We start from the raw sequence: 24,097 nt of genomic DNA, 5'->3' as shown, positions 1-24,097 counted from the left end.
TGCGCCAGGGCTTCCGATCCGCTCCATCCGCCCCATGTTCCCATTCCCTTCCCGCAACCCCAAGACAATGCCCGACGCCAACGACGTGAACCCGATCCCAGCCAAGGCCTCCGAAGCGCATCCGCTGGATGCGCTGACGGGCGGCGCTTTTTCGGCCGCCACGTCGGGCGAGCGCGCCTCGCGCGTGCGCGACTGGCTGGCCCGCCAACCCTCCGCCGAGCAGATCCAGGAAGTCTTCAAGGAGCTGAGCGTGCGCGACAAGGGTGCCGCCCGTCCGCTGCGCGAGCGCCTGGACGAATTGAAGCGCGCCAAGGGCCAGGAGGCGATCGCCGCCGAATGGGCCGAGAAGGCCCAGGCGCTGCTGGCCGCGTCCAAGCTCAACATCGCCGATGCGCTGGCCTGGCAGCGCGATGCCGCCAAGGCCGGCGCGCCGCTCTCTCGCGCGCCGCTGTCGCTGCTCAAGGTGCAGGTAGCCGACCGGGTCAAGGTCATCGAAGACCTGCAGCACCGGGTGCAGGTGCAGCGCGAGGCCGCGGTGCTGCTGGCCCAGCGGATCGAGGTGCTCTCCACCAAGCCGTGGCGCGATGCGGAGGGCGCGGTCGACACCCTGCGCAGCGACGTGCGGCATTGGCAGGATCAGGCCGCCGCGCTGGTCGGCGACACTGCCTGGCCGAGCGTCGAGGCCAAGTTTCCGCCGCAGCTCGATGCCTCCAAGGCCCAGCTGTTGGTGGTGTGGGAGGCCTTCCAGGCCGCCGTGGCCCAGGCCGTGGCGGCCGCGGCCGACGCCGCCGCGCCGCTGCCGCCGGTGCCGGTGTGGGCGGAAGAGCTGACTGTCGCCCGGGGCGGCACGGCCCGCGTGGCCGCCGCCGAAGACGGCGTTGCCCCGACCGCCGGTGCCGCACTCCGCGCGCCGCGCGGCAAGATGGTCGATCCGGCCGTGCGCGACAAGGCCCGAAAGGCGGTGGCCGAGGCCGTCGGCAAGCTGGAGCAGGAAACCGCCGAAGGCCACGGCAAGGCCAGCGCCGGTGCCGCCACAGCGCTGCGCAACGTGCTCAAGGATCACGGCCGCCACATCGACCCGGCGCTGGAAGCCAAGGTCCACGCGGCCCTGTCGGCCGCCGGCGAACTCGAAGGTTGGCAGCGCTGGCGTGCCGACCAGCTGCGCGAAGAGCTGGTCGCCCAGGCGGAAGGCCTGACCAAGCGCCCCGAAGGCCAGGCCCTCGGCGGCCGCAAGATGCAGGAAACCCTGCGCCGCCTGCGCGAGGAATGGAAGCTGACCGACCAGGGCGGTCCGTCCAACCATGCGCTGTGGAAGCGCTTCGACGAAGCCTGCAACGAGGCCCACAAGGTCGTCGAGGCATGGCTGGACAAAGTCAAGGCCGACGCCGCCGAGCACCGCGGCCAGCGCCTGGCGCTGATCGAGGAACTGAAGGCCTTCGGCCAGGCGCATGCCGGCGGTAAGGACCTGAAGGCGCTCAACCGCGGCCTGCACCAGTTCGCCGACCGCTGGCGCGACGCCGGCCACCTGGGCGACAAGGCCTTCGCCGAGATCCAGCCGCAGTGGAAGGAGGCCTTCGCCGTCGCCGCCGCGCCGATGGAGGCGGCCCAGAAGGACAGCCTGGCCCGCCGCCACGCGATGATCGACGAGGCCGTCGCCCTGGGCGCCGCGCCGATGCTGCGGATCGACGCGGTCAAGGCGCTGCAGCAGCGCTGGCAGGCCGAGGCGCAGACCGTGCCGCTCGACCGCAAGCACGAGCAGAAGCTGTGGGACGCGTTCCGCAAGCCGATCGACGATGCGTTCAACCGCAAGACGGCCGAGCGCGAGAAGGCCGCATCGGCCGTGAGCCACCACGACCGGGTGGTGCTCGACGCCTCCAGGGCCCTGGAAGCCGCCAACGCCAGCGGCGACGCGCAGCGCATCCGCGCCGCGATGTCGGCGCTCGACGCCGCGCTGCGCGGCCAGGCCGATGCGGCCGCGGCCGCATCGGCGGCCGGCCCTGCACCGAACGGGGCGCCAGCCGGCGCTGCGTCCGGACCTTCTGCTACTGAAAACATAGCAAACGCCGAGGGTGGCGATGCGGCCGCGCCGGCCGCTGCAGGCGATGCGCCGGCCGAGCCGGCTGCCGAAGGCGACGCGCCGGCCGAGGCCGCTGCGCCCGCGGAAACGGCCGCGCCGCCGAAGCCGGCCCCCAAGCCGGTCGTGGCGGTGCGGGGCGACGACCGTCCCGGCATGCGCAAGTCGGAGCCGGTGGTGCCGGGCCGCGGCGGCAAGTTCGGCGACCGCGCCGGTGGTCCGGGTGCGCGGGGTCCGGGCGGCCCTGGCCGTCCCGGCCGTCCGGACGACCGCGGCCCGCGCGGCTCCGGTGCCGGTGGCCCGGGTGCGGGCGGCCGCTTCGGCGACCGTCCGGCCTACGAAGACCGCGGCCCGCGCCTGGGCGATGCCGCCTTCCGCGCCCAGCGCGAAGCCCTCGAACATGCCCAGGCCACGCTGCGCAAGCTGGCGGCCCAGGCCCACGGCGAGGCATTGAGCCACCTGATGGAAGCGTGGGAGAAGCGCGATCCGGCCGCGATCCCGGGCACCCAGGAGCTGGGCCCGCGGGTGGCACCGGCCGTGCGCTCCGCCTGGTCGCAGGCCCTCGGCGGCGCGACGAAGGGCGATGCGGCGGAAGCGCTGCTGCGGCTCGAGATCGCCGCGGAAGCACCCACGCCGGCCGAGCACATGAGCGCCCGTCGCCTGCTGCAGCTGCAGCTGCTGACCCGCCGCAACGATCCGGCCCCGACCCAGACCTGGGGCGAAGACGTGGCCAAGGTGCTGGCCAGCCCCAGCGAGGCGCAGAACGCCCGCCGTCTGCAGAATGTGCTGAAGACGCTGCTGAAGACGTCCTGAGCGCAGTGGGGGCGGACACTCCGGCCCGCAGTTCACCTGCATGCCTTCGCGGCGGCGGATACATCCGCCGTGGTGGCGCTGTGACAGGCCTGCGGCCTGGTGCGGCCCTGGAAATATCCGGTCAAAGTACATCGCCCGCAAGCAGGTGGTGCAGCCGGGGATGTTCCTCGTGGCGGAGCAGGCCGGCACCATCGTCGGCAGCGCGATGGTCGTCGGCTACGACGGCCACCGCGGCTGGGTTTATTACCTGGCGGTGGCGCCCGCCGAAAGGGCAAAGGCTCCCGGAGGAGCCTTTGCGGGGTGATGCCGAACGCGCCGTATGCGGGAAGCGCCGTTCAGACGCGCTTGCGGTATTCGCCGGTGCGGGTGTCGATTTCGATCTTGTCGCCTTGCGAGACGAACAGCGGCACCGGCACTTCGAAGCCGGTGGCGATCTTGGCGGGCTTCAGCACCTTGCCGGACGTGTCGCCCTTGACGGCGGGCTCGGTCCAGGTGACTTCGCGCTCGACACTGGTCGGCAGCTCGACCGAGATGGCCTTGCCGTCGTAGAACACCACTTCTACCGGCATGCCGTCTTCGAGGTAGTTGAGCGCGTCGCCCATGTTCTCGGCTTCGACCTCGTACTGGTTGTACTCGTTGTCCATGCAGACGTACATCGGGTCGGCGAAGTAGGAGTAGGTGCACTCCTTCTTGTCGAGCACGATCTGGTCGATCTTGTCGTCGGCCTTGAAGACCACTTCGGTGTTGAAGTTGGCGATCAGGCTCTTCAGCTTCATGCGGACCGTGGCCGAGTTGCGGCCGCCGCGGCTGTATTCGGTCTTGAGGACGACCATCGGGTCCTTGCCGTGCATGATGACGTTGCCGGCGCGGATTTCTTGAGCTATTTTCATAGGTTGGAGGCCTGTTGGGGCTGGGTTGCAGGCCGGCTACGGCCCAGGGAGGCAGCCGGCGGGGCGCCACCAGGCAGTCGCTGCCCGTATTGCGCAAAGCCTCGGATTTTAGCGTTTTTGCGTCGCCAGCCGGCACAGCCGCGTCGCCAGGTCGTCCTGCGCCTGCAGCCGGGCCCGCGCGGCGGTGGCGCAGGCCTGCCAGGCCGGCAGGTCGAAGGGCGGCAGCGGCCCGGGCGCAATGCCATTCCAGACGTGGTGGAACCGGCGCAGGCCGGCGGGTGCTTCCAACCGGTCGAGGAAGGCGTCTAGCTTGCCGGCATGGGCGCCGTCGTCCTGCGGATAAATCTGCCAGACGAAGGGCCTGCCGGCCCATAGCGCCCGCACCAACGAATCCTCGCCGCGCACGAAGTTCAGGTCGGCCGCCCACAGGCGCTCGTCGAAGGCGGGCTGCGGTACCGGCGGGCACTTCGAAATCGATAGCAGGTGGTCGGCGCCGGACGCCGGCTGCAACCACTTTTCGCCTGCAATCGCGGCCTGGACGGCCCGCGCGGGCCGTCCGGCGGCCACCAGCAGGCGCGCCGGCTGCGGTCCGTGGGCCAGCCGGGCGAGCAGTTCGTCCAAGGCGGCCGGCTCGTAGCAGAAGAGCTGCACCAGCAGGTCGCCGGGCGCCGCGCCGGCCGCGTGCCGGGCGGCCGCCATGTCGAAGCCTGCCTGCCGCGCGGCCAGTCCCGGCTCGCGCAGCAAGCCGCCGGTCGGGGTGGTGAAGCCGGGGTAGAAGAACCACTTGGTCGCGCCCGCCAGCGGCCCCCGCATCACCGGCGAGGGCAGGGCGTGGCAGCGCTCGACGTAGGCCTCGGCCGAGAGGTACTCCAGGTTGATCCAGACGGGCGGTTGGGGCTGGGTGGCCGCCATGGCCAGGAAGGCCGGGTCGGGATCGCAGCCGAAGGCCTCCACCAGCACCTCGGAGGGCGGCGACAGGTCCGCGATGCGGCCCGGCTGCCAGGGCAGCACCTCCACTCCCGGCGCGCCGCCCGGCGCCATCCAGGCGAGCGGTGCCGGGTCGTCGATCCACAGCCGCACCCGCTCGCCGCGGCCGGCCAAGTCGGCGGCCAGCCGCCAGCAGACGCCGATGTCGCCGTAGTTGTCGATCACCCGGCAGAAGAGGTCCCATTGCATGCGTGCGTGTCCTTGTCCGCGCATTGTCGGCGGCGGCAGCGCAAGGGCGATGCGGTCTGTCGATAATCCCGCCATGCACATCGCTCCCTCGCTCGCCATCGAACGAAGCCGCGCCAAAGCGCTCCTGCTGCTGACCGCGGCCGCCACGCTGGGCGCTGCCGGGCTGTGGCTGCTGCTGCGCGACGCCGCCTGGCTGGCCGGCCAGAGCCGTTTCGAGAGCCTGCTGCCGGTGCGGGCACTGGGTGCGCTGGCCTGGGTGGGTGCGGCTCTGTGCCTGCGCCTCGGCTGGCGCGGCTGGGCCGACCGGACGCCGGGCCTCACTTTCGACGCCGACGGCATCGTGGACCGGATCAGCAGCGTGCAGGCCGGGCGCATCGCCTGGTCGAGCATCACCGGCCTGGCGGTGCTGAAGGTGCGCCACCAGTTCACGCTGGTGGTGCAGGTGGCCGACGCGCAGGGCCTGCTCGACCGGGCGCCGGCCCTGGGGCGCACGCTGGCCGAGGCCGACCACCGCCTGTGCGGCAGCCCGGTGGCGATCCCGGCCGGCGCGCTGCGGATCGGCTTCGACGAGCTGGTGCAGGTGGCGCATGCGTACCGCGCGCATTACGGTGCTGCTGCGCCGGCTGCCGCGGTCTGATCCGGGCCGTATCGCCAGCGATGCAGCGCGCCCCGCCATGACGCCTATCACCGATCTCCACCGCCGGCTGCGACTTGGCAGCTTGCGCGCTGCGAGCGGCATTGGGATCGCACTGCTCCTGTCGCCCCTGGGGCTGGGCGTGAGGCCCGCGGCAGCGCAGAGCCCGCCGGCGGCACTCGATGCGGCGGCCGGCCCGGCCGTGCGGTGTGCGGTGTCGTATGGCGGCACGGTGCACACCATCGCGGTCGCGCCCCATACTGATCCCTATGCGGCCGAGGCGGTCGATATCGACGAGCGTTTCCGGTTCAAGGCGGTAGTGCGCGGCCAGACGCCGCGGATCGAGGCGGTCAAGGTCTATGTTTATCTGGAGACGCCGCGCCAGCCGGTGCTGCTGCACGAAGCGCGGTACCTGCCGCCGTTCTCCCGCGCGCCGCTGCCGGGCGGCTTCACCGGCGAGCACACGGTGATCGCGCCGCCGCTGGAGCGGCAGCTGCACTACGCCTGCACCCTGCCATGACGTGGTCGCTTTCCGTCTCCCGACGGCGGATGCTGCAGGCCGGCGCTGCGGGCGTGGTGCAGGTCGGCGTTGCGTGGGCCGGGGCTGCGCAAGCGTCCGGTCCCGCCGCCGCGCCGGCCGCATCGAATGGCGACGCGACCGTCAGCCTGGTTTTCGCCGGCGACATCGTGCTGGACGGCCGGCCTGGCCGCGCCATCGCGCGGGGGCGCGACCCCTTCGCCGCCACCGCGCATCTGCTGCGGGCCGACATCCGCCTGGCCAACCTCGAATGCGTGGTGGCCACGCAGGGTAGCGCCGCCTACAAGATCTACAACTTCCGTGCGCATCCGCGGACGCTGGCGGTGCTGCGTCGGCACGTCGATGCCGTCTCCATCGCCAACAACCATTCGGGCGACTTCGGCCGGGCGGCGTTCACCGAGATGCTGGCGCTGCTCGACCGCAGCGGCATCGGCCGCTTCGGCGGCGGGCGCGACCTGCGCGAGGCGCATGCGCCGCTGGTCGTCGAGCGCAAGGGCCTGCGCATCGCGCTGCTGGGCTACAACGAGTTCATGCCGCGCAGCTTCGAGGCCGAGGCCCGGGCGCCCGGCATCGCCTGGAGCGAGGACGAGCAGGTGGAGGACGACATCCGGGCCGCGCGCACGGTGCACCGCGCCGACCTGGTGATTCCGGTGATGCACTGGGGTTGGGAGAACGACCGCGTCGCCACCGCCCGGCAGCGCGACCTGGCGCAGCGCATGGTCGCGGCGGGCGCCGACGCGGTGATCGGCGGCCATCCGCATGTGACGCAGGAGGCGGAGGTGCGCCGCGGCGTGCCCGTCGTCTACAGCGTCGGCAACTTCATGATCGACGCGCTCGACAACCCGGCGCAGACCCGGGGCTGGGTGCTGCGGCTGGAACTGGACCGCCGCGGCGTGCGCAGCCTGCGGACCGATCCGGTGCGGCTCGACCGCGACGGCGTGCCGCATCCGGTGCGCGACGCGGCCACGCCGTGCTGGCAGCGCGGCGACGGCGCGGTATCGACCTGCAACGCCACGGGGAACTGACCGCACGGCGGCGATCCCGGCCCGTGCCGCGGCCACAATAGGCCATGTCCGACGTGCACTCCGATCAACTGCTCAGCGAGGTCGCGGCGCTGCCCGCGCTGCCGGGCGTCTACCGCTATTTCGACGCCGCCGGCGGCCTGCTCTACGTGGGCAAGGCGCGCAACCTGAAGCGGCGCGTCGCCAACTATTTTCAAAAGAGCCACGGCGGCACCCGCATCGGCCACATGATCAGCAAGATCGTGCGGATGGAGACGACGGTGGTGCGCTCGGAGGCCGAGGCGCTGCTGCTCGAAAACAACCTGATCAAGACGCAGAACCCGCGCTACAACATCTTGTTCCGGGACGACAAGAGCTATCCGTACCTGAAGATCACCGGCAACCCGGAGCAGCGGGGCGCGGTGGCCGCCTCGCCCGGTACCACCTTTCCGCGGGTGGCGTACTACCGCGGCGCGGTCGAGAAGCGGCACCGCTACTTCGGGCCGTTTCCCAGCGCCTGGGCGGTGAAGGAATCGATCCAGCTGCTGCAGAAGGTGTTCCGGCTGCGGACCTGTGAGGACACGGTCTTCGCCAACCGCACCCGGCCCTGCCTGCTCTACCAGATCAAGCGCTGCTCGGGCCCCTGCGTCGACCTGATCTCGCCCGAGGCCTACCGGGTCGACGTGGCGCATGCCGAGAGCTTCCTGCGCGGCGACACCCAGCAGGTCATCGGCGCGCTGGAGACGCGGATGATGGGCCATGCCGAGCGGCTCGAGTTCGAGCAGGCGGCCGAGCTGCGCAATCAGATGACCGCGCTGTCGCGGGTGCTGCACCAGCAGTCGGTCGAGACCGATACCGACAAGGACGCGGACATCCTCGCGGTGAAGGTCCACGGCGGCCGCGCCTGCGTCAACCTGGCGATGGTGCGCGGCGGCCGGCACCTGGGCGACCGGCCGTATTTCCCGGTGCACGTGGAGGATGCCGCGGCGCTGATGGAAGCGGAGGAGGCCGCCGACGCCGCGGAGGCCGAGGACGGCGCTGGCGTGGACGGCGAGGCCGGTGCCACCGCGTCGGCTCCTGCCCCGGCCCCCGCGCGCCAGCCGGTCGAGGTGCAGGTGCTCGAAGCCTTCATCGCCCAGCACTACCTGGGCGTGCCGGTGCCGTCTGCGCTCATCACCAGCCATCCGGTGAACCGCATGCTGGTGGAGGCGCTGACGCTGCAGAGCGGCAACAAGGTGTCTGCGGTGCACAACCCCCGGGAACAGCGCCGCATCTGGCTGGAGATGGCGCAGAAGAACGTCGAGCTGCAGCTGGCACGGCTGCTGGCCGAAGAGGGATCGCAGCAGGCGCGCACCCGCGCGCTGGCCGACGCGCTCGACCTGGCGCCCGACGACCTGGACGCGCTGCGCATCGAGTGCTTCGACATCTCGCACACCGCGGGCGAGGCGACGCAGGCCTCGTGCGTCGTGTTCCAGCACCACAAGATGCAGAACGCCGAGTACCGGCGCTACAACATCGAAGGCATCACCGCCGGCGACGACTACGCCGCCATGCGCCAGGTGCTGACCCGCCGCTACACCAAGCTGGCCGAGGCGGCGCGCGAATCTGCCGACCCCGACCATCCCGCCACCAAGACGGCGCGCATGCCCGACCTGGTGCTGGTCGACGGCGGCAAGGGCCAGGTGTCGATGGCGCGCGAGGTGTTCGAGCAGTTGGGCCTCGACCTGGCGCTGATCATCGGCGTGGAGAAGGGCGAGGGCCGCAAGGTGGGCCTGGAGGAACTGGTCTTCGCCGACGGCCGCGAGAAGGTCTACCTGGGCCGCGACTCGGCAGCGCTCATGCTGGTGGCCCAGATACGCGACGAGGCGCACCGCTTCGCCATCACAGGCATGCGCGCCAAGCGCGCCAAGATCCGGGTGGGCGGCAGCCAGCTGGAGGACATCCCGGGCATCGGCGCCAAGAAGCGGGCGCGGCTGCTGCAGCGTTTCGGCGGCGTGCGCGGCGTGGCGGCGGCCAGCGTGGAGGACATCGCGCGGGTCGAGGGCATCTCGCACGAGCTGGCAGAAGATATCTACCGCGCGCTGCACTGAGCGGCTGTGCGCGCCTTCGGCGCCCGGTACATCTGCACGCGTTCTGCCCGAAGGCCGGGTGGCACAATCGTTCCATGTTCTGGACCATCCCCACCATCATGACCTGGACGCGGATCATCGCGATTCCGCTGATCGTGGGTGTGTTCTACCTGCCGATGGCCGAGCCGATGCGCAACCTGCTGGCCACCGTCATGTTCGTGGTTTTCGCCGCGACCGACTGGCTCGACGGCTACCTGGCCCGCAAGCTCAACCAGACCTCGTCCTTCGGCGCCTTCCTGGATCCGGTGGCCGACAAGTTCCTGGTCTGCGCATCGCTGCTGGTGCTGGTGCATCTGCACCGGGCCGACGTCTTCGTCGCGCTGATCATCGTAGGACGCGAGATCGCGATATCGGCGCTGCGCGAATGGATGGCCAAGATCGGTGCGTCGGGCAGCGTCGCGGTGCACATGCTGGGCAAGGTCAAGACCATGGTGCAGATGGTCGCGATCCCGTTTTTGCTCTACCAGGGCACGCTCTTCGGCGTGGTCGATACCGGCCTCTGGGGCATCGTGCTGATCTGGATCGCGGCGGTGCTCACCATCTGGTCGATGGTGTACTACCTGCAGAAGGCATTGCCCGAAATACGGGCGCGCGTGCGTTGAAAAAGCCGCAGGCCGCAAGTGTCTTCGGGCGGGCCTCCGGCGGGTGTTGCAAACCCGGGTCACCATGGGTGGAAACGTCAGCGCACAGGGCCCTGCACCAGGGGTAAAACCGTCTAGAATTCCGGCTCCGCGCCGTCGCGAGACGGCAGACTTCTTCCTGTTGACACCACCTTTGTCCGTAGCTCTAATCTGACGCACTGCGCATCGCGCCGGTCTTCTTCCGCCCACTCGACTGCAGCCCGCGCAACACGGCCGCGAGCAAGGGAAGAACCAGATACCACCTACCCGACTCCGGTCAACACCTATCTCTTCGAGGGGATCCCGTGAACAAAACCGAACTGATCGAGCACATCGCCAAGAACGCCGACATCTCCAAGGCCGCCGCCACCCGCGCGCTGGAGTCCACCATCGGCGCCGTCAGGACCACGCTGAAGAAGGGTGGTACCGTGTCGCTCGTCGGTTTCGGCACATTCGCGGTGGGCAAGCGCGCCGCGCGCACCGGCCGCAATCCCCGCACCGGCGACACCATCAAGATCAAGGCTGCTAAAGTACCGAAGTTTCGTCCGGGCAAGGCATTGAAAGATGCGTTGAACTGATTCCTGTCGCGTGGGGTGCTTAGCTCAGTTGGTAGAGCGGCGCCCTTACAAGGCGTAGGTCGGGGGTTCGAGCCCCTCAGCACCCACCACCACCGACACGGCAAAAGGCGAACCCAGGTTCGCCTTTTCCTTTTCCGCTCCGCGTCGTCGTTGAAAGATCCCCCATGTTTGAGTCCATCCGCAAGCACTCGAAGATCGTGATGATCGTGCTGTTCTTGCTGATCATCCCGTCCTTCGTACTGTTCGGCGTGGATGGCTACCGGCAGTCGATGTCGTCCAGCGCCACCGTGGCCACGGTCGACGGACACGACATCACGCAGGGCGACTGGGACGCCGCCCACCGCCAGAACATCGAACGCATGCGCGCCCAGTCGCCCAACGTCGACACCCGCCTGCTCGATTCGCCCGAGGCCCGCTACGCGTCGCTTGAACGCCTGGTACGCGAGCGGGTGCTGCGCACGGCAGCCGAGCAGAAGCGCATCCTACCGAGCGATGCCCGCCTGGCCCGTATCCTGCACGACGACCCGGGCGTCGCGGCACTGCGCGGCCCCGACGGCAAGCTCGACATGGCCCAGTATCGCGAGGCGCTGCAGCGCCAGGGCATGACCCCGGAGATGTACGAGTCCAGCGTGCGCGCCGAACTGGCATTGCGCCAGATCATCGACTCGGTGCAGGCCACCGCCTTCGCCTCCACCGGCCAGGCCAACGCCGCGCTCGATCCGTTCTTCGAGAAGCGCACGATCCAGGTCGCGCAATTCAAGCCGCAGGATTTCACCGCCAAGGTGGCGCTGACCGATGCCGATCTGCAGGCCTACCACCAGCAGCACCAGCAGCAGTTCCGGGTGCAGGAACAGGCCGACGTCGAATACCTCGTGCTCGACCTCGACAGCATCAAGAAGACCATCGTGCCGACCGAACAGGAGCTGCGCACCTACTACGAGCGGAACCAGGCCAAGCTGGCCGGCCAGGAGGAGCGCCGCGCGAGCCACATCCTGCTGACCGTGGCGAAGGACGCGCCCGCCGCCGAACGCGACAAGGCGAAGGCCAAGGCCGACGAACTGCTCGCCGCCGCACGCAAGAACCCGGCGCAGTTCGCAGAACTCGCCCGCAAGAACTCGCAGGATCCGGGCTCCGCCGCCAACGGTGGCGACCTGGATTTCTTCGCCCGCGGCGCGATGGTCAAGCCTTTCGAGGATGCTGCCTTCGCGTTGAAGAAGGGCGAGATCAGCGATGTGGTCGCCTCCGACTTCGGCTACCACATCATCATGCTGACCGACATCAAGGCACCCAAGGTGCGCACCTTCGCCGAGTTGCGGCCCGAGCTGGAAGCCGAGTACCGACAGCAGCGGGCCCAGGCCAAGTTCTCCGAAGCCGCCGAGACCTTTACCAACGCGGTCTACGAGCAGGCCGAAAGCCTGCAGCCCGCCGCCGAACGTTTGAAGCTGACGGTGCGTACCGCCACCCAGGTGACGCGCGCGCCGGCGCCCGGCGCGGCAGGTGCGCTGGCCAGTCCCCGTCTGCTCGAAGCCCTGTTCTCCGCCGACGCGATCGAGAAAAAGCGCAACACCGAGGCGATCGAGATCGGTCCGAACCAGCTGGCTGCCGCCCGCATCGTGCGCCACACGCCGGCCCAGACGCCGGCTTTCGAGGCGGTGCAGGCACGGGTGCGTGAACTGGCCACCGCCCAGCGCGCTGCCGAACTGGCGCGCAAGGACGGCGAAGCCAGGCTGGCCGCCTGGAAAGCCGATCCGGCGAAGGCCAACCTGCCGGCCGCGGTGACCGTCTCGCGCGGCGATCCCCAGCAGCAGCCGCGCGCCGTGGTCGATGCCGCGATGCGCGTCGCCGCCGCACCGCTGCCCGGCTTCGAGGGCGTCGACCTGGGCGTCGACCTGGGCGGCGAAGGTTATGCCGTCGTGCGCGTCAACAAGGTCGAGGCCCGCCAGCCCGCCACCGGCGACAACCAGGCACGCGAACGCGCGCAGGTGGTGCAGTGGTGGAGTTCGGCCGAAGGTGCCGCCTACTACGAGCTGCTTAAGGAAAAGATGAAGGTTCGGATCAAGGCCGATCGCCCGGCTGCCTCGACCGTCGAGGGCTGAGCCCGGATCGGCGCGCAGAAATTCTTCAAGCGCCTCGCGCCGCGCTATAATTCGCGTCTTGCGGTGGTTGTAGCTCAGTTGGTAGAGTCCAGGATTGTGATTCCTGTTGTCGTGGGTTCGAGCCCCATCAGCCACCCCAGTATTCAGTGAAAACGGCCTCCCTCGCGGAGGCCGTTTTCGCTGGTGCCTGACAATCGCTCTTTCGGCGATGGGTGGCACCTGCCCGGCGACGGATGATTTTGTAAGCGCGACACCTGAAGCATGCGTACGAACGACTTGTTGCGGTATGTTGCGCAGACCATGCTTCGCTTCTTTTTGATCTTCCTGGGCATTCAGGCCTCGCTGTTCGGCATCTACATGCTGAACCCGGTCCAGCAGCACGCGGTGCTGCCGTGGACGGCAGCGCTGGCCCATGTGTGCGCCTGGCTGGTCACGGCGTTCGATGCGACCACCGCCGCCACCGGCAAGGTGCTGTTCGATACCGTCACCGGCTTCGGTGTGTCGATCGAGCCGGGCTGCAACGGCATCGAGGCCTGCATCGTGCTGGCCGCGGCCATCGTGGCGTTTCCGGCGGGCTGGCGGCACAAGCTGCGCGGCCTGGCGGTCGGCCTGGTGGCGGTGCAGGCGCTCAACGTGGTGCGGGTGATCAGCCTGTTCTACTTGGGGCAGTGGAACGACACCGCATTCCGCTTCGCCCACGAATACCTGTGGCAGGCGCTGATCATGCTCGACGTGCTGGTGGTCTGGCTCTGGTGGGTCAAGGGCCTCCGCGCGGCCGCGCCCGCCACCCCCGACGCGACGGCGACGGCGACGGCGACGGCGAAGGCAGCATGAACGCCACCGCGCTCGCGGTCGCATCGCCGCCGCGGCCGGCACCGTCCCTGCGCAGATTCTTCCTGCTGGGGCTGGTCTGGCTGGTGGTGCTGACGGCGGGGTGGATCGCCGTGTCGCCCTGGACCTCGTATCCGTCGGCGGTGCTGGCCCGCATGGGTCTGGAGGCCGGGGCACCGTACTGGATTCGAAAGGTGCGGCTCAACCCCACCCGCATCGACGTGGAAACCCGGCTGGAGGTGGTCACCCAAGGCCCGGCCGGCAAGATGCGGGGTGAGATCGACGTCAGCGCCCAGCCCGCGCATTACGCCTACGGCCTGCCGGTGTTTTTGGCACTGTTGCTGGCCGCGCGCAGCCGGTCGCTGGTGCGCCGGGCGCTGCTCGGGTACTTGCTGCTGCTGCCGTTCCAGGCGTTCAGCCTGGGCTTCGACCTGCTCAAGCAGATGGCGATGGCTGCCGCCGGTACCCCGGGGACGCTGGGCGTTTCGCAATGGCAGCTGGAGGGCATAGCCTACGGCTACCAGTTCGGCGTGCTGGTGCTGCCGACACTGTCGCCGGTGGTCGCCTGGCTGGTGCTCGACCGCGAATTCTTCCAAGCCATCGCTGCGCCAGGGCACCCGGCGGCAGCGCGCGCCTGAGTCTCTCCGAGTGGGGACGATGCGCCGGTCGATGCCGGACCGGCGCACGGCGGATGACCTTCGACAGCGTCGAGATCGGTCCGTCCGTGCACGGGCGGCGCGCCTGCCCCGGGGCGGGCGCCGTCGTGGGTGCCGGCAGGGCGCAAGTTTTGTCCCTCTGACGGCCGGGCCGTGCCGCCGGGCGGTACGGATCGCGCCACCTACAATCCGCCTGCACTTCGCGGACCCCATGAAAATTCTGATCTCCAACGACGACGGTTTCCAGGCGCCCGGCATCGTCGCGCTGCACGCGGCGCTGCAGGACCTCGCCCAGGTGGAAGTGGTGGCCCCCGAGCACAACAACAGCGCCAAGTCCAACGCGCTGACGCTGCATGCGCCGCTCTACGTCAACACCGCGGCCAACGGCTTTCGCTACATCAACGGCACGCCGGCCGACTGCATGCACATCGCGTTGACCGGCCTGCTCGGCTACCGGCCCGACCTGGTGGTCTCGGGCATCAACAACGGCGCCAACATGGGCGACGACACCATCTACTCGGGCACCGTGGGCGCCGCGATGGAGGGCTTCCTCTTCGGCGTGCCGGCCATCGCCTTCTCGCAGGTCGAGAAGGGCTGGGGCCACCTGGAGGATGCGGCGCAGAAGGTGCGCGAGATCGTCGGCGAGATGATCGCGCAGCAGCTGGTGGGCGCCACGCCCTGGTTGCTCAACGTCAACATCCCCAACCTGCCGCTGGCCGAGCTGAAGCCGGTGCGCCTCTGTCGCCTGGGGCGGCGCCATGCGGCCGAGCGGGTCATCACCCAGGACAGCCCGCGCGGCGAGACGATGTACTGGATCGGCAACGCCGGCCTGGCCAAGGACGATGCCGAGGGCACCGACTTCCACGCCACCGCGCAAGGCCATGTCGCCATGACCCCGCTGAAGGTCGACCTGACCGACCACGACAACCTGGGCTACTGGATCGAGACGGCCGCGCGCCTGGGCGGCGGCCTGGCGCCGCAGGCCGACCGCGACCCCGATGCCGGCATCGTTCGCGCACCGGCATGAGCGCCAGGCTGGCGATCGGCACTGGCCCGCGCGGCCCCGGGGCCGTCCGGTGACGTCGCGCCCCCGTTTCCCCGCCCGGCTCGCCGCTCGGCAGGTTGCTATCAAAGATGTAGCTGGTGGTCGGCCTGCGGCGACGGCTACAGCCCTTTTCGATTCGAGAAAAGAAGCCGATGTCCGTGCCGCGCAGGATTCGCCGGCGATGCGGGCCCGCCTGGTGCAGAAGCTGGCCGAGCAGGGCGTGCGCTCCGCCGCGGTGCTGGAGGCGATGGGCACGGTCGAGCGGCACCGCTTCGTCGATTCTGCGCTCGGCGCCCAGGCGTACGAAGACACCAGCCTGCCGATCGGCCTGGGCCAGACCATCTCCAAGCCCGGCGTGGTGGCGCGGATGGTCGAGCTGCTGCTGGGCGCCGAGGGCGTGCAGGACGGCCGGCTGGGCCGGGTGCTGGAGATCGGCACCGGCTGCGGCTACCAGGCCGCGGTGCTGGCCTGCGTGGCGCGCGAGGTCTACAGCATGGAGCGGCTGCGCGGCCTGCACGAGAAGGCGCGCGAGAACCTGCGGCCGTTCCGCCTGGCCAACGTGCACTTGCTCTTCGGCGACGGCATGGCCGGCTATGCCAAGGGCGCGCCCTATGCCGGCATCATCGCGGCGGCCGGCGGCGAGGCGCTGCCCGACGCCTGGACGGCCCAGCTTGCGGTCGGCGGCCGGCTGATCGCTCCGATGGCAACCGGCGACGGCCGGCAGGCCCTGGTGATGGTCGAGCGCCAAAGGCAGGGCTTCGCGCACAGCATTCTGGAAGACGTTCGCTTTGTCCCCCTAAAATCGGGGATTGCTTAAGAGGATTTGCTCATGTTGGGATTGCGTGGACGGTTGTGGCTCGGGGCGGCGGCGCTGGCGGTGGTGTCGATGTTCGCAGGCTGCTCTGCCGACCAGCCCCGGCGCGCGCCGCCGGTGGAAGACCGCGGCCTGGGCGCAGGCGCTTTCGTCACCGCGCCGGTCGCGGCCCCGCCGGCACCTGTGGTGCCTGCCGCTAAGCCGCTGCCCGGCATCGAGAACGCCGGCCGGCCCGGCTTCTACACGGTCAAGCCCGGCGACACGATTCGCAAGATCGGCAGCGAAAACGGCGTCAACTGGCGCGACATCGTCCGCCTGAACAATCTGGACAACCCCGACCTGATCGAAGTCGGCCAGGTGCTGCGCATCTCGCCGAGCGCGGTGGCCCATGCGCCGCCCGCCGTGCCACCGGCGGCGGCCACGCCGTCGGGCGACCCGGTCGTCGCCGGCGCGCTGCCGCCGGTGGCCGTCGCCGCCGCCAAGCCGGCCGGCCCGCCGAGCGGCGTGGTGGCTCCGGTGGTGCCGCCGCCCGGCCCGAGCGGCGAGGACGAGGTCGCCTTCATCTGGCCCGCCAGCGGCACGCTGCTCGCCAGCTTCGACGAGGCCAAGAACAAGGGCTACGACATCGGCGGCAAGGCCGGCGACCCGGTGCTGGCCGCGGCCGACGGGCGGGTAGTGTACGCCGGCGCCGGCCTGCGCGGCTACGGTAACCTGGTGATTCTGAAGCACAACAACACCTATCTGACCGCCTACGCCCACAACCAGTCGCTGATGGTCAAGGAAGACCAGACGGTGCGCAAGGGCCAGAAGATCGCCGAGATGGGCAACAGCGACGCAGACCGCGTCAAGCTGCACTTCGAGATCCGCCGCCAGGGCAAGCCGGTCGATCCGTCCCGCTACCTGGCTGCGCGTTAAGCCTTAGTTGGCGCCGGCGGCGAGGCCCGAGCGCGCTGCCGAACATCCACCACGCCCGGACACGCCGGGTCTGCTCGGCAGGCGGGAACCGTTCGCCGAGACCGCCTGCGATCCTCCCGCCGATAAGGTTCGATGCATCGGGCGAATAGCCCCGGCGCAGCCAGACACCGCAGGGGAAACCGCCGTGGCCCGGCTTTGCATCGAGTTTCGAGCCCACACGTTGCCACCGGTAACCGGGCTCCAGACCCGGCCCGCCACCCCGCCTTGAAAGCGCCGACGAGCGCGAGAACATGACCGCCGAACTGTCCCCCACCGCCACGGCCGAAGCGCCCGTCGCCCAGGCCCTCGCCTCCCGCATCCCCGATCCCCGCATGCCGGCCGGTGCGCTGGAAATCGATTCGCTCGACCTGGAAGCGCAGGGCGTCGCCCGCCGCGCCGACGGCAAGGTGGTGTTCGTCGAAGGTGCGCTGCCCACCGAATGGGTGAGCGCCAGCACCTTCAAGCGCAAGAACCACTGGGAGCAGGCCACGCTCGCCGAGATCCACCGCGAGTCGTCGCAGCGGGTGCGGCCGGGCTGCCCGCACTTCGGGCTGCATCCCGGTGCCTGCGGCGGCTGCAAGATGCAGCACCTGCACCCGATGGCGCAGGTGGCGGTCAAGCAGCGGGTGCTGGAGGACAACCTCTGGCACCTGGGCAAGCTGAAGTCCGAGACCGTCCTGCGGCCGATCGAGGGACCGGCCTGGGGCTACCGCTACCGCGCGCGGCTGTCGGTGCGCTACGTGGCCAAGAAAGGCACGGTGCTGATCGGCTTCCACGAGCGCAAGAGCCGCTACCTGGCCGACATGCAGGTCTGCCCGGTACTGCCGCCGCATGTGAGCGCGATGCTGATGCCGCTGCGCGCGCTGATCGGCGGCATGGACGCCCGCGACACGCTGCCGCAGATCGAACTGGCCTGCGGCGACGCGGTCACCGCGATGGTCCTGCGCCACCTGGAGCCGCTGTCGGAGGCCGACCTGGGGCGGCTGCGTGCCTTCGCCGACCAACACGGCGTGCAGTGGTGGTTGCAGTCCAAGGGCCCCGACACGGTCAAGCTACTGGACGAGGGCGACCCGGCGCTCGACTACGCCCTGCCGGACTACGGCATCGTCATGCCGTTCCGGCCGACCGACTTCACCCAGGTCAACCCGCACATCAACCGGGTGCTGGTGCGACGGGCGCTGCGGCTGCTGGACGTGCAGCGCGACGAGCGGGTGATCGACTGGTTCTGCGGCCTGGGCAATTTCACCCTGCCGCTGGCCACCCAGGCCAGCGCGGTGCGCGGCATCGAGGGCAGCGAGGCCCTGGTGGCCCGCTCGCGCGAAAACTACGAGAAGAACCAGCGTCCGGCCGGCGCTGCGGGCCGGCTATGTGCTACGGATTTCGTAGCGCGCAACCTTTTCGACATGACGCCTGGCCTGCTGCTGCAGGACGGCATCGCCGAGAAGTGGCTGGTCGATCCGCCGCGCGAGGGCGCTTTCGCGCTGGCCAAGGCGGTGGTGGACCTGCACCGCCTGCAGCAGGGCCTGCCGGTGATGGCCGCGGCCGAAGGCGGAGACGCCGCGGCGGCGGCCGCCCTCGACCTGCCCGACGCGGCGGCGGTGGCCGCCTGGCGCCCGCCCCGGCGCATCGTCTACGTCAGCTGCAACCCGGCCACCCTGGCGCGCGACGCCGGGCTGCTGGTGAACCACGGCGGCTACCGCTGCAGCGCGGCGGGCGCGATCAACATGTTCCCGCACACCGCACACGTCGAAAGCATGGCGGTGTTCGATCGGGTCGTGGTGGATTGAAAGCCTTGGCAAGGTCCGCAACGCCGTGAGCGCCTGCCTGCGGGACCCACCCTTCGGGAAAGTCGGGGAGAGGCCCGGCTGTCGCGGGTACGTCGAAGTGCACGACACGCTCTAGAGCGAGCGCCCGGCACCCCGGTTGCGGGCCGGTGGCGGCGACGCCATCACCTTCTCGGTGGCCTTGTCGATGCCCGCCTCGTCGACCACCGCGGCCGGCGCCTGGCCGATCACCGATGCGCGGCCTTCGATCTTGTTCTCGCGCATGTACTGGTCCATGTCCTTCCAGCCCGCGAACACCGGCGCCTTGGGCGCCTTGGGGTTGAGCGAGTAGCAGTCCTCGATCCCCCGCAGCGCATGCCGACAGGCACCGCCCACGGCGCGTGCATCGGCCTCCCGCTGCGCGATCTTGGGATCGGGTCCCATTCCCGGGATGTCGCAGCCCGCCAGCAAGGCCACCGCGGCGACGCAGCTCAGGCGCTGGAACAGTCGGGGTGCGTAGGTCATGGTGGAGGATGGTGTTGCGGGCGGGTCGGCTTGATAGGTTATCGGCAGCACCCGGCGTTCCTGAAGCCCGCAGCGCCAAGCGCTAGCAAAAACATAGCGCGAGGTCGGGATGAACCGCAGCACTGCGACGCATTGGCGCCGCGGCCAAGACGGGCACTGACCGATCCAGGGACACCGTGGGTCCGGCTCCGCCGGCCCACCGGTGTCGCCCCCGGCGAGGGGGTGGGCGCTGCGACACGCAGTGCGCAAGCCTGGGTGAGTGGTGAATCATTCCCTTTCGCCACCCATGATGCCCAGCAGCGCCAGCAGGCTCTGGAACACGTTGAACAGGTCCAGGTACAGCGCCAGCGTCGCACTGATGTAGTTGGTTTCGCCGCCGTCGAGGATCTGCTTCAGGTCGTAGAGCATGTAGGCGCTGAAGATGCCGATGGCGGCTACCGAGATCGCCAGCATGCCGGCGGTGGAGCCGACGAACACGTTGACCACCGCGCCCGCCATCAGCACCAGCGCACCGACGAAGAGCCACTTGCCCAGGCCCGCCATGTCGCGCTTGACCACCGTCGCCAGGCTCGCCATCACGAAGAACACGCCGGCCGTGCCGCCGAAGGCGGTCATCACCAGCTCGGTGCCGTTCTTCAAGCCCAGCACCGCCGCGATCAGCCGCGACAGCATCAGGCCCATGAAGAAAGTGAAGCCCAGCAGCGCCGGCACGCCGGCGGCCGAGTTCTTGGTCTTCTCGATGGCGTAGATGAAGGCGAAGGCGCCGCCCATGAACACCATCAGGCCCAGCCCGCCGCGCAGAGCCTGGGTGATGCCGGTCTGCACGCCGATCCAGGCGCCCAGCACCGTGGGCAGCAGGCTCAGCGCCAGCAGCCAGTAGGTGTTGCGCAGCACCCGGTGGCGCCGCTCCAGGGTGACGTCGATGCCGTAGTCGGCATGGCCGGCGGTGTGCAGTGGGGAGGTCATATCGGGCTCCAGGGGGGGGCTGCGGGCTGCAGACGGGTCGCCCGCGATCCGGGCGATGAGATTCTAGGGGCCGCGTACCGCGGCGCAGCGGCAAGACCCTGTCGCGGACGTTCCCACCGGTGCCGGGTCTGTTGTGACCGGTGCGCGGTTTCCACACGCGGCGCAGCCGTTATGCTCGTGCGCTTCATTCGCCACACCCCCCAATCGCGGAGCACCATGCAGACCAAAGCCACCCTCGAACTCGCCGACCTGAAGACCATCGCCGCCGCGGCCGAAGCCGAGGCGCTGAAGCACGATTGGGCGGTGACTATCGCCATCGTCGACGACGGCGGCCATCTGCTGTGGCTCCAGCGCCTGGACGGCGCCGCGCCTATCTCGGCCCAGATCGCACCGGCCAAGGCGCGCACCGCCGCCACCGGCCGCCGCGAGAGCAAGAGCTACGAGGACATGATCAACGGCGGCCGCTTCTCCTTCCTGTCGGCGCCCGGCCTCGAAGGCCTGCTCGAAGGCGGCGTGCCGATCATGAAGGACGGCCACTGCATCGGCGCGGTCGGCGTAAGCGGCGTGAAGTCGTCCGAGGACGTGCAGATCGGCCGCGCCGGCATCGCGGCCATCGGCCTCTGAGGCACAGGGGCCACGCCGGCCCCTGGTGCCGGCACCAAGCAAAACGCCGACCATGCGGTCGGCGTTTGTCGTTAAACGGTGGGAAAAAATGCGTGGCTGGACGGGGGGACCCGTTGGCTGGCAAAAACGACCCTGCAGGACTGCAAGCCAGTCCCGGGGTCGCCCCACGATGAAACTTATTTCGTCAGGATCAGCTTGCCCAGGCGGGTGGCCTGCAGTCGGTAGACGGAGCCGTTGTGGCTGATCTCGACCGACTTGCCGCCGCGCAGCAGGTCTTCGCTCTCTACCGTCGTGCGGTGGTCGAAGCCCTGCGCCGTCGTGTCATCCGCAGGCAGGCTGTTCAGGGCAGGGTGCGAACGGGCGGTGACAGGTGGGGCGGAGAGCGTGGCGTACATGGGCGGGCAAGAATGTGTCGCGATGCATTAATGATAACTATTCTCAGGATTGACGCAACACCCAATGAGAATTATTTTTATCGCGACCGGCCGTGGTACGCCGCTGGGGGGTCCGGCGGCCGAACCGCATCAGTTCGTCTTCGGCTCGGTGATGAAGCCGATCTTCTTCACGCCGGCCTGGCGGGCGGCGGCCATCGCGATGGCGACGCGCTCGTAGCGCACGTCTTTGTCGCCGCGGATGTGCAATTCGGGCTGCGGGTCCTTGGCGGCGGCGGCCCGCAGCCGCGGCTCCAGGTCGGCCTCTTCGATACGGCTCTCGTTCCAGAAGAAGGCGCCGCTCGCGTCCACGCTCAGGCGGATCGTCTCGGGCTTGACGTCCTCGGCCTGGCTGCTGGCGCGGGGCAGTTCGATGTTGACCGCGTTCTTCATCACCGGCACGGTGATGATGAAGACGATGAGCAGGACCAGCATGACGTCGACCAGCGGCGTCATGTTGATCTCGTTCATCACCTCGTCGGATTCGTCCTGGGTACCGAAGGCCATGCTCAACCGCCCTTCTTGAGCGGCAGCACGGTGGACGGCGTGCCGACGCTGATGCGGGCACCGGTGACGAAGTAGGCGTGCAGATCGTGGGCGAAGCTGTTGAGCTTGTTGAGCACCGACTTGTTGCCGCGCACCAGGGCGTTGTAGCCCAGAACTGCGGGAATGGCGACGGCCAGGCCGAGCGCGGTCATGATCAGCGCCTCGCCGATCGGGCCGGCCACCTTGTCGATCGTCGCCTGGCCGGCGGTGCCGATGCTCATCAGCGCGTGGTAGATGCCCCAGACCGTGCCGAAGAGGCCGATGAAGGGTGCGGTGGACCCGACCGAGGCCAGGATCGCCAGGCCCGACTGCAGGCGCGCGGTGGTCTCGTCGATGCCGTTGCGCAGCGAGCGGGTGATCCAGTCGCTCGCGTCCAGGCTGTCGTGCAGGTGGGCCTTGGTGTTGCGGTGGTGGGCGGCGGCTTCACGGCCGTCGAGCGCCAGGTTGCGGAACGGGTTGTCGTCGTTCTCGCCCAGCTTGGCCAGGCCGGTGGCGAAGTCCTCGCTGTGCCAGAAGTCGTCGGCCCGGCGAGCGAATTTCTTCGAGCGGACGATGTCTACCGCCTTGGTCAGGATGACGAGCCACGAGGCGAGCGACATCACCAGCAGCAGGACGGCGACGCCGCGGATGACGAAGTCGCCCTGGCTCCAGACGTGCGAAAGGCCGAATTGCGAATCCATAGTGCAGATACTCCAGAGAATTATTCGAGGATGAAATTGACGGGCGCGGTGTAGGCCATGCTCTGCGGCACGCCGTTGACCTTGCCGGGCACGTAGCGGCGCTTGAGCACGTACTCCAGGGCGGCCTTGTCGAGCCGCTCGAAGCCGCTCGACTTGGCGATCTCGGCGTGCTGGGCGCTGCCGTCGGGGCCGATGGTCACGCGCACCAGCACCTTGCCCTGCTCGCCCAGACGCCGGCTGATCGGCGGGTAGTTGAGGCGGGCGCTGTCGAGGTAGTCGGCATCGGTCGAGGGCAGCTCGATCTTGGCCGGGGCCGGCGGCGCGGGCGGTGCCGGCGGCGGGGCCTCGGGCGCCGCCACCGGCGCGGCGACCGGCGGTGTCGGCGGCTGCGGCGCGGTCACGCCGACGGGGGCGGACGGCGCGGGCGTCGGCTCGGGGATCGCGACCGGGCGCGGGGCCGGCGGCGGAGTGGGGGCCCTGGGCTTGGGCGCCGGGGCGGGCGGCTTGGGAGCGGGCGGCGGTGGCGAGGGCGGCGGTGGAGGCGCCTTGGGCTCCGGCGGCGTGACGATTTCGCTGATCATGACCACCGGCGTCACCACCTCCGCCACCCGATGGACCAGCCCCGACTGGATCGCCCAGAGCACGGCGGCATGGAGGGCCAGCACGCCGCCGGCGATGACGACATGGCGGCTGGTGCGGTTCGGCGGGTTGGCGTAGCGGCGGCTTGCGTTCATGGAGCGGTCACGCGGCCGCCGGGGCGGATGCGCGCGAAAATTTCTACGTGCAAAAGATCCGGCGGCAGGCCGGCCCGACCGGAATCAGGCCGGAGCCAGCGTCCGGGAGCCCTTCCACGCCTTGCTGTCCTGGATCGCGCTGGCGATCTGGACCACCTGGGCCGGCGTGTCGCGGTGCAACGCGGCCACCTTGTGCGACGCACTGCACTGGGCGACGATGTCGCGGGCACAGCCCTCGCACTGGCCGCACTGGGTGGCGACGCCCAGCTCGAACTGGATCCCGTCGAAATCGAGGCCCGCGCGCGCAGAACGGGCAATTTCACGGTCGGAGACACGGTGACAGACGCAGACGATCATGGCAACAGGCAGAGTGGCGTGCTGTGGAACAATCGGCCGAGTATAAATACGAATTCGTCGCATTTCATGAAACATTGCGTCTCCGGGGGTATTCGGCCGGTGCGCAGGGTGGCCGCGGAGCGGTGCGCCCGACGGGCGCATCGCGGGGCGGTTTTCAGCGGATTTCGGCGATCAGTTCGATTTCTACGCAGGCGCCCATCGGGATCTGCGACACGCCGAAAGCGCTTCGGGCATGGGCGCCCTTGTCGCCGAAGACCTTGGCGAACAGCTCGCTGGCACCGTTGGCGACCAGATGCTGCTCGGTGTAGGTGGGCACCGAGTTGACGAGGCAGAGCAGCTTCACGACGCGGGTGATCTGGTCGAGGTCGCCGACGGCCGCCTGCAGCGTGCCGAGCAGATCGACCCCGATCGCGCGGGCGGCGGCATTGCCGTCGGCGGTGCTCAGGTCGGCGCCCAGCCGGCCGACCCACGGCTTGCCGTTCTTGCGGGCGATATGGCCCGACAGGAAGACCAGGTTGCCGGCGCGCACGAAGGGTACGTAGGCCGCGGCCGGCACCGCCACCGGGGGCAGGGCGATGTCGAGTTCGCGCAGGGTGTCGTAAACGCTCATGGATACTCCTTT

General features: G+C 69.7%; 26 protein-coding genes and 2 tRNA genes. 18 read left to right on the top strand and 10 right to left on the bottom strand.

Annotated elements, in window-relative coordinates; translation table 11 throughout:
* Positions 1-34: 34 nt before the first annotated feature.
* Positions 35-2,887 carry a DUF349 domain-containing protein gene (locus tag DFQ15_RS08475; RefSeq protein WP_110465556.1) on the top strand — a complete coding sequence of 951 codons (2,853 nt, stop codon included), beginning with the start codon at positions 35-37 and terminating at the stop codon, positions 2,885-2,887.
* A gap of 40 nt (positions 2,888-2,927) precedes the next feature.
* Positions 2,928-3,191 carry a GNAT family N-acetyltransferase gene (locus tag DFQ15_RS18195; RefSeq protein WP_374941014.1) on the top strand — a complete coding sequence of 88 codons (264 nt, stop codon included), beginning with the start codon at positions 2,928-2,930 and terminating at the stop codon, positions 3,189-3,191.
* A 31-nt stretch (positions 3,192-3,222) separates the two neighbouring features.
* Here the strand turns inward: DFQ15_RS18195 and efp are convergent, their stop codons facing one another.
* Positions 3,223-3,777, bottom strand: coding sequence for an elongation factor P (efp, locus tag DFQ15_RS08470; protein WP_110465555.1), 555 nt, complete (start codon positions 3,775-3,777; stop codon positions 3,223-3,225).
* Positions 3,778-3,885: 108 nt separating this feature from the next.
* Positions 3,886-4,953: an elongation factor P maturation arginine rhamnosyltransferase EarP gene (gene earP, locus DFQ15_RS08465; protein WP_110465554.1), complete on the bottom strand. Its 1,068-nt coding sequence runs from the start codon at positions 4,951-4,953 to the stop codon at positions 3,886-3,888.
* A 73-nt stretch (positions 4,954-5,026) separates the two neighbouring features.
* Between earP and DFQ15_RS08460 the strand changes: the two genes are divergently transcribed.
* The 15 genes from DFQ15_RS08460 (at position 5,027) to rlmD (ending at position 18,636) form a co-directional block, all read left to right on the top strand.
* The gene (locus DFQ15_RS08460; protein ID WP_110465553.1) at positions 5,027-5,590 is read left to right on the top strand and encodes an STM3941 family protein; all 564 of its coding nucleotides are present in this window, start codon (positions 5,027-5,029) and stop codon (positions 5,588-5,590) included.
* Between the two features lie 37 nt (positions 5,591-5,627).
* Positions 5,628-6,107 carry a hypothetical protein gene (locus DFQ15_RS08455; protein ID WP_233504354.1) on the top strand — a complete coding sequence of 160 codons (480 nt, stop codon included), beginning with the start codon at positions 5,628-5,630 and terminating at the stop codon, positions 6,105-6,107.
* Positions 6,104-7,150: a CapA family protein gene (locus DFQ15_RS08450; RefSeq protein ID WP_233504353.1), complete on the top strand. Its 1,047-nt coding sequence runs from the start codon at positions 6,104-6,106 to the stop codon at positions 7,148-7,150. Before DFQ15_RS08455 ends, DFQ15_RS08450 begins: the two co-directional genes overlap by 4 nt.
* A gap of 44 nt (positions 7,151-7,194) precedes the next feature.
* The gene (gene uvrC / locus DFQ15_RS08445) at positions 7,195-9,216 is read left to right on the top strand and encodes an excinuclease ABC subunit UvrC (RefSeq protein ID WP_110465551.1); all 2,022 of its coding nucleotides are present in this window, start codon (positions 7,195-7,197) and stop codon (positions 9,214-9,216) included.
* A 74-nt stretch (positions 9,217-9,290) separates the two neighbouring features.
* Positions 9,291-9,857: a CDP-diacylglycerol--glycerol-3-phosphate 3-phosphatidyltransferase gene (pgsA, locus tag DFQ15_RS08440; RefSeq protein ID WP_110465550.1), complete on the top strand. Its 567-nt coding sequence runs from the start codon at positions 9,291-9,293 to the stop codon at positions 9,855-9,857.
* A 323-nt stretch (positions 9,858-10,180) separates the two neighbouring features.
* Positions 10,181-10,453, top strand: a complete 273-nt coding sequence (locus DFQ15_RS08435; protein ID WP_110465549.1) for an HU family DNA-binding protein — start codon at positions 10,181-10,183, stop codon at positions 10,451-10,453.
* A gap of 13 nt (positions 10,454-10,466) precedes the next feature.
* A tRNA-Val gene (locus DFQ15_RS08430) sits at positions 10,467-10,542 on the top strand.
* A gap of 75 nt (positions 10,543-10,617) precedes the next feature.
* Positions 10,618-12,549 carry a SurA N-terminal domain-containing protein gene (locus DFQ15_RS08425; RefSeq protein WP_110465548.1) on the top strand — a complete coding sequence of 644 codons (1,932 nt, stop codon included), beginning with the start codon at positions 10,618-10,620 and terminating at the stop codon, positions 12,547-12,549.
* Between the two features lie 63 nt (positions 12,550-12,612).
* Positions 12,613-12,688, top strand: a tRNA-His gene (locus tag DFQ15_RS08420).
* Positions 12,689-12,849: 161 nt separating this feature from the next.
* The gene (xrtH, locus tag DFQ15_RS08415; RefSeq protein ID WP_110465594.1) at positions 12,850-13,383 is read left to right on the top strand and encodes an exosortase H; all 534 of its coding nucleotides are present in this window, start codon (positions 12,850-12,852) and stop codon (positions 13,381-13,383) included.
* Positions 13,380-14,018, top strand: a complete 639-nt coding sequence (locus DFQ15_RS08410) for an exosortase H-associated membrane protein (protein ID WP_146228689.1) — start codon at positions 13,380-13,382, stop codon at positions 14,016-14,018. The genes xrtH and DFQ15_RS08410 overlap by 4 nt, the downstream gene beginning before the upstream one ends.
* A 229-nt stretch (positions 14,019-14,247) precedes the next feature.
* A complete protein-coding gene (surE, locus tag DFQ15_RS08405) occupies positions 14,248-15,063 on the top strand; it encodes a 5'/3'-nucleotidase SurE (RefSeq protein WP_110465546.1) in 816 nt (271 codons plus the stop codon).
* 49 nt (positions 15,064-15,112) lie between these two features.
* Complete coding sequence (locus tag DFQ15_RS08400; protein WP_374941015.1) at positions 15,113-15,898, top strand: protein-L-isoaspartate(D-aspartate) O-methyltransferase; 786 nt, start codon at positions 15,113-15,115, stop codon at positions 15,896-15,898.
* A gap of 12 nt (positions 15,899-15,910) precedes the next feature.
* On the top strand, positions 15,911-16,810 hold the full coding sequence (locus DFQ15_RS08395; RefSeq protein WP_110465544.1) for a peptidoglycan DD-metalloendopeptidase family protein: 900 nt from the start codon (positions 15,911-15,913) through the stop codon (positions 16,808-16,810).
* 371 nt (positions 16,811-17,181) lie between these two features.
* Positions 17,182-18,636, top strand: a complete 1,455-nt coding sequence (gene rlmD, locus DFQ15_RS08390) for a 23S rRNA (uracil(1939)-C(5))-methyltransferase RlmD (protein WP_233504356.1) — start codon at positions 17,182-17,184, stop codon at positions 18,634-18,636.
* A gap of 111 nt (positions 18,637-18,747) precedes the next feature.
* Here the strand turns inward: rlmD and DFQ15_RS08385 are convergent, their stop codons facing one another.
* Together DFQ15_RS08385 and DFQ15_RS08380 are read right to left on the bottom strand one after the other, a co-directional pair.
* On the bottom strand, positions 18,748-19,137 hold the full coding sequence (locus DFQ15_RS08385; protein WP_233504352.1) for a hypothetical protein: 390 nt from the start codon (positions 19,135-19,137) through the stop codon (positions 18,748-18,750).
* A 267-nt stretch (positions 19,138-19,404) separates the two neighbouring features.
* Positions 19,405-20,103: a Bax inhibitor-1/YccA family protein gene (locus DFQ15_RS08380; RefSeq protein ID WP_110465542.1), complete on the bottom strand. Its 699-nt coding sequence runs from the start codon at positions 20,101-20,103 to the stop codon at positions 19,405-19,407.
* Positions 20,104-20,319: 216 nt separating this feature from the next.
* Here DFQ15_RS08380 and DFQ15_RS08375 point away from each other — a divergent pair, with 216 nt between their 5' ends.
* A complete protein-coding gene (locus DFQ15_RS08375) occupies positions 20,320-20,727 on the top strand; it encodes a GlcG/HbpS family heme-binding protein (protein ID WP_110465593.1) in 408 nt (135 codons plus the stop codon).
* A 176-nt stretch (positions 20,728-20,903) separates the two neighbouring features.
* On the opposite strand, the gene hemP is transcribed toward DFQ15_RS08375, so the two are convergent.
* The 6 genes from hemP to DFQ15_RS08345 all read right to left on the bottom strand — a co-directional run bounded on the left by hemP (position 20,904) and on the right by DFQ15_RS08345 (position 24,085).
* Positions 20,904-21,122: a hemin uptake protein HemP gene (hemP, locus tag DFQ15_RS08370; protein WP_110465541.1), complete on the bottom strand. Its 219-nt coding sequence runs from the start codon at positions 21,120-21,122 to the stop codon at positions 20,904-20,906.
* A 129-nt stretch (positions 21,123-21,251) separates the two neighbouring features.
* Positions 21,252-21,665: an ExbD/TolR family protein gene (locus DFQ15_RS08365; protein ID WP_110465540.1), complete on the bottom strand. Its 414-nt coding sequence runs from the start codon at positions 21,663-21,665 to the stop codon at positions 21,252-21,254.
* A 2-nt stretch (positions 21,666-21,667) separates the two neighbouring features.
* Positions 21,668-22,384: a MotA/TolQ/ExbB proton channel family protein gene (locus DFQ15_RS08360; protein WP_110465539.1), complete on the bottom strand. Its 717-nt coding sequence runs from the start codon at positions 22,382-22,384 to the stop codon at positions 21,668-21,670.
* A 20-nt stretch (positions 22,385-22,404) separates the two neighbouring features.
* The gene (locus DFQ15_RS08355) at positions 22,405-23,118 is read right to left on the bottom strand and encodes an energy transducer TonB (RefSeq protein WP_110465538.1); all 714 of its coding nucleotides are present in this window, start codon (positions 23,116-23,118) and stop codon (positions 22,405-22,407) included.
* Between the two features lie 84 nt (positions 23,119-23,202).
* Positions 23,203-23,475, bottom strand: coding sequence for a (2Fe-2S)-binding protein (locus DFQ15_RS08350; RefSeq protein WP_110465537.1), 273 nt, complete (start codon positions 23,473-23,475; stop codon positions 23,203-23,205).
* A gap of 154 nt (positions 23,476-23,629) precedes the next feature.
* On the bottom strand, positions 23,630-24,085 hold the full coding sequence (locus tag DFQ15_RS08345; RefSeq protein WP_110465536.1) for a RidA family protein: 456 nt from the start codon (positions 24,083-24,085) through the stop codon (positions 23,630-23,632).
* Positions 24,086-24,097 lie beyond the last annotated feature (12 nt).

This window comes from Xylophilus ampelinus (genome assembly GCF_003217575.1).
Taxonomy (GTDB): domain Bacteria; phylum Pseudomonadota; class Gammaproteobacteria; order Burkholderiales; family Burkholderiaceae_C; genus Xylophilus; species Xylophilus ampelinus.
This window is presented reverse-complemented; position numbering and strand designations above follow the sequence as displayed.